A 5,278-nucleotide genomic window follows, 5' to 3' on the forward strand; every position below is an offset into this window, starting at 1 on the left:
TGCCGTCTATGCTGAACAGCCGGTGGGGCTTGCCTCGATTCGGTGCTTCGGAGGATTCGAGGTCCGAAATCGGGAAGGATCACTAATCCGCTTTCCGACACGCAAGACGGAGGAGCTATTCGCTTATTTCCTCTGCCATCCGGGTCAGAATCTCAACAAGTGGCGGTTGGCGGATTTGTTGTGGCCGGATATGAGCGAGGACCGCGCGTCGCATAATTTGCATAACACGATGTATCGTTTAAAGAAGCTTTTGAAAGAGCAAGAACTCGGCATGGAGATTCAGAAAACGAACGAAGGATACATGCTGGAACCATCGGATCGAACATACGATGTGCTGGAATATGAGCGGTATGGCTTTTCTCTTGCGGAAGGGTTTCAGGATACGGTGCAAACAGAACATCTATGTTCACTCTACAAAGGTCCGCTGCTGGAGAGAAAAGATTACTTCTGGAAAGCTCCGCTGGAGGCAACATTCTGCAAACAGTACACATCGCTTGTACGCAGTTTGATTCAGCAGTATCTCGCCAGGGAGGATTGGAAAAAGGCGGAGCAGAAGATTGATTCGTATTTGACTGTGTACCCCCTGAATGAGGAGATGAATCAGACTTTACTGAGCATCTATGCAAGCAGCGGGAACAAGGAGAAAATCGTCAGGCATTACGCGCAATTCGAGGCTTCTTATCGCAAGGAGCTGGGGCTGGAGCCGCCGCAGGAGCTGAGAAGCCAGAAGGCCTCATATTTGGAGTAGGGTTCACCGAAAACTGAATACTGGATTCATAAGAAAGTGGTTATTCCCGTAGAAAAATCTATTGGGGGATAGCCTCTTTTTTGTTTTATCGACCGCATCCGTGGTTTTGTGAGAATTTTGTGAGAACGGTTTGATAGAATGTATCGCAATGGGGAGGGAGAGAGGCAATATGGGCGAGTGAATCAAGCAACACTGTTAGGCATGTGAAAAAATAGTCGGTCTCTGCTCCTCTTGGAGTTGTAGATTACAGAAGCGTTGAGTATTTGAAAACTCGTATGAAGTTCATCCTAGAATACAGCGAGAGGCGAGTGAAAGAAATAGATGATTAGACGGTGTATTTCTTCGTTATTGGTATTTTTTCTTATGGCAGGAATAACCCCTGTACATGCAGCCGCTACGAACCTGGCATTAAATAAAACGGCAACAGCTAGCAGTATATGGCCCGGTACTTTTCCAAGTAATGCAGTCGACGGTAATCCACGTAGTGAGTGGGGACCTTCAACCGCAAGCGGTTCTCCTTGGCTTAAGGTTGACTTAGGCTCGGTAACACAATTTAATAGTTATATGGTACAGACATTGTCAGATCGGTATAACAGTGCGATCACATTAGAAACAAGCAATGATGATTCGAATTGGACTGTAGTAGATACAGTAGCTGGAAATACGAATGTAATTATCAATAAAACATTGCCTCAAGTTGTCAGTGCAAGATATGTGAAGGTTACGATTAATTCGTGGTCTTTTTTTCCTGACATTACAGAATTCCAGCTATACAATACCACGCTGGATGCGCCAGCCGACGTTGCAGCTACAGCAAGTGATGAGCAAGTAACGTTAAACTGGAGCAGCGTATTGGATGCAACGAGTTATAAAGTGTATCAAGGAACATCGCCAGGTATATACGATGCGGTTCCGGTTGCGACAGTCAACGGCACAACTGCAACAGTAACAGGACTGACCAACGGTACAACATATTACTTTACGGTTAAGTCTAGCAATGAACACGGGGATAGCTCTGCCTCGAATGAAGTGAGCGCAAAGCCACATATTAACCCGCCTGCGGCACCAGGAGGACTCACAGCGACATCTGGTAACGGACAAGTGACTTTAGGCTGGAACAGTGTTTCAGGAGCAGTCACCTACGATGTTTACAAGGGAACAGCATCGGGTTCCTATGGGTCAATCCCGGTTGCGACGGTGAGCGGGGCGACTTATAGCTATACGGAAACAGACTTGACGAACGGTACGACGTATTTTTTCGTAGTCAAGGCAAGCAACGCAGGAGGCTACAGCGACAACTCTAATGAAGTGAGTGCAACGCCGCAAGTTCCAGTGCCTGGAGTGCCGGTATTGCTGCCCGCTACAGCCGGAGATTCGCGAGTAAGTCTTACATGGAATCCGATGATCGATTCCACGGGGTACAAAATATTCAAAAGTACGACTTCCGGGGCTTATGGGTCAGAAGAAACCACGGTAAGCGGTTCGGTATACAGCTATGATGTAACAGGCTTGGCAAATGGCACCACATACTATTTTGTCGTCAAAGCAACGAACCCGGGAGGAGAAAGCGCTACTTCCAATGAAGTGAGCGAAACACCGAAAACCGTTCCGTCATCACCAACGGATGTAACTGCAACAGCAGGTGATAGACAAGCGACTGTCAGCTTCAATATCCCTGTCGAAAACGGAGGAAGCCCAATAACACGCTACGAGGTCACGGCCTCACCAGGGAATATCACCGCAATAGGGACGACAAGCCCGATCACGGTAACGGGGCTGTCCAATGGCACCACGTATACGTTTACAGTGAAAGCTGAAAATGGTGCAGGTAGCAGTGCAGCTTCCGCTGTCTCCAAGGAAGTCACGCCAACAGCGCCATCCAGAAAGAGAGATAAATCAGTAACGGATACATCATCTGCATCTTCTACATCGACTATATCGTCAACACAGACCACGTTGCCTGCTCCGGCATCGAACCCTGAACCTGCGCAGCCTACTGTTGATGTATTCAAGAGCAGCATTGTTAATGTAGCAAGCTCCGTTAAGGCTATTGAGTCCAAGATAGCGGAAGCTAAGCAAGCTAATGTCAAGATTGAATTGGCTGATATTAAAGGACACTGGGCTGAAAAGGCGATCGATACGTTTGTAAAACTGCAGATTATCAAAGGTTATGGGGATGGACAGTTCAAGCCTAATGGCGATATCACACGTGCAGAGTTCGCAATGCTTATTTCTCGCGCATTCGATATTAGCGGCGGTGCCGATCATTCCGCTGCTATGAGTGATATTAGCAGTCACTGGGCTAAGGAAGCTATTGAGAAGCTCGCTAGCGCAGGGGTACTTGGTGGTTATGGCGATGGAACATTCAAACCGAACCAAACGATCAGCCGCGAAGAAATGGCTATCATCCTATCCCGTATTGTGAACTTGGATGGTGTGGATAAAGAGGATTCCAAAGGTAACTTTCCAGATATATCCATTGCAAGCCCCTATGCAACGAACGCAATTAAGGATGTTGCAGAAGCGGGTATTATCAATGGCAAGAGCAATGGCGCATTTGATCCACATGGCAATGCCACACGTGCGGAGGCTCTAACGATTGTTCTAAATGCATTGAACCTCCACCCACAAGTTAAGAATCTCGTGGATTCCTTGAACTAATGTCTTACCTGATATCATTCATATGTAACAGCGGAGCTATATGACAAAGGTTATCCTGCGACAGTTGAGAAGGGCTGTTGCAGGATAACTTTTGTTTTAGCCGCTCATCATGAGCTGCATACTGACTTCCGCGATCCGAATGGTGTAAGACAGGTAGAGCCATCCTTCATCGGTGGGGATATAGGTGATATCTGTCATTCACATTCGCCTGGCAGCAAACGGGGGCTATTTTTTATGATGGTCAGGCTCACGAAAAATGAACATCTGCCGTCGCAAGCAAACGCACAAAACGATTGCTAAGCACCCCATTGTGATGAGCTACAATTTGTTCGCCGCTTAGCACCTTGCTATCAAATGTACTATGCGCATCTGATACAAGCACATTGTTCTGATATCCCAGACTATAGGCACTTCGGCAAGTCGTGTCGAGGCAAAACTCGGTCTGCATCCCCGCGATTACGAGCCGATCGGCCCCTAATTCCTGGAGCACATGCTGCAATTCGGTTTGGTAAAAGCTGTCCCAGGATGATTTACGGACAATTCGTTCATGAGGAAGAGGACGCACCGCGTCGGCGATGGGCCAGCCGGGACTGTTTTCCCGGAAATCCTCATCCGTTTCATCCGTATGCTGCACAAAAATCACCGGTGTGCCTGCAGCTCTGGCTCTGGCCAAAAGCTGCTGCAAATTCGCTACAACTTCCTGTTCACGATACAGCTTCTCATCATACATGAACATAGCCTGCTGTACATCAATCAAGAGTAAAACGTTTTGTCCCATCGTTTCGATTCCCTCCTTGTGTCTTCCTTAACATACAATAGCATGTCTTCATGCCTTGCGGCGACATAAGGTGAACTATATAATAAAGAACAAGTTGGAACGGTCCGTTGTGGACGAAAGGTGATTAAAATATATGACAATTTCGCAGGAACAGTTTACGTTTCGTTCTGTCGCAGAGGCGCAGACCGGGGCTTTGGCAGGTTTTTTGGCAGCCCAAGCCGTTCCCGGAACGGTAATCGTGCTGGACGGAGATCTGGGAGCAGGTAAAACGGCCTTTTCCAAAGCTTTTGCCAGCCATTTGGGTGTCCCGGGTATTGTGAACAGCCCAACCTTTACGCTAATCAAGGAGTATGAGGGCCGTTTGCCTTTGTACCATATGGATGTGTACCGCATCACCCAGGATGAGGCAGAGGACCTTGGGCTGGATGAGTATTTTTACGGAGCAGGAGTATGTCTGGTGGAATGGGGCAGTATTATACCCGATATATTGCCGGAGCAAAGGCTTCACATGTATATAGAGACGACGGATGTCGGGGAACGCTTGATTCATCTGACCGGGTATGGCGAGCCTTATGAACAATGGTGCCGCAGTTTGCGGGAGAATGGAGTTTGAACCATGCAAAGAGAGCATACAGATGCGAATGTACAGCCGCGTGAGCGGTTTTTGGTGTTAGATACAGCGACGACCGTGATGGCGGCCGCCCTGATGAACGGAAGAGAGCTGCTGGGAGAAAGCAATGTGTATGGCGAACGAAATCACTCGGTGCATGTCATTACCGAGCTGGAACGGCTCCTGAGCGAAGCAGGATTGACGCGCGATGATGTGGACGGTATTGCAGTCGGTGTCGGACCGGGTTCTTACACCGGTATCCGGATTGCAGTGACTGCTGCCAAAACCCTCGCTTGGGCCTGGGGCATCCCGGTGACGTCCATATCCACTTTGCACGCTTTGGCGTGGGGAGGGTGGAATCGTGGTGTCGAAGCAGGGAAAGGTGAGTCGGTGAGTGAAAGTCCAGCCGGAGCGAAGGCAGCAGACTGGATTGTGCCTGTGCTGGATGCGCGCCGTGGACAGGTTTACACGGGGCTGTTCG

General features: G+C 48.6%; 5 protein-coding genes. 4 read left to right on the top strand and 1 reads right to left on the bottom strand.

What is annotated here, in order from left to right:
- Positions 1-748, top strand: a 748-nt coding sequence (locus WG8_RS25920; protein ID WP_007429256.1) for an AfsR/SARP family transcriptional regulator, incomplete at its 5' end; no start/stop codon positions are given.
- Between the two features lie 363 nt (positions 749-1,111).
- Complete coding sequence (locus WG8_RS06120; protein WP_232289059.1) at positions 1,112-3,409, top strand: S-layer homology domain-containing protein; 2,298 nt, start codon at positions 1,112-1,114, stop codon at positions 3,407-3,409.
- A gap of 247 nt (positions 3,410-3,656) precedes the next feature.
- On the opposite strand, the gene WG8_RS06125 is transcribed toward WG8_RS06120, so the two are convergent.
- A complete protein-coding gene (locus tag WG8_RS06125; RefSeq protein ID WP_007429259.1) occupies positions 3,657-4,187 on the bottom strand; it encodes a cysteine hydrolase family protein in 531 nt (176 codons plus the stop codon).
- A gap of 133 nt (positions 4,188-4,320) precedes the next feature.
- On the opposite strand from WG8_RS06125, the gene tsaE reads away from it, so the two are divergent.
- Complete coding sequence (tsaE, locus tag WG8_RS06130; protein WP_007429260.1) at positions 4,321-4,800, top strand: tRNA (adenosine(37)-N6)-threonylcarbamoyltransferase complex ATPase subunit type 1 TsaE; 480 nt, start codon at positions 4,321-4,323, stop codon at positions 4,798-4,800.
- A 3-nt stretch (positions 4,801-4,803) separates the two neighbouring features.
- Positions 4,804-5,278, top strand: a 475-nt coding sequence (gene tsaB, locus WG8_RS06135) for a tRNA (adenosine(37)-N6)-threonylcarbamoyltransferase complex dimerization subunit type 1 TsaB (protein ID WP_007429261.1), incomplete at its 3' end; no start/stop codon positions are given.

It is taken from the genome of Paenibacillus sp. Aloe-11, assembly GCF_000245715.1.
Classification (GTDB): Bacteria; Bacillota; Bacilli; order Paenibacillales; family Paenibacillaceae; genus Paenibacillus; species Paenibacillus kribbensis.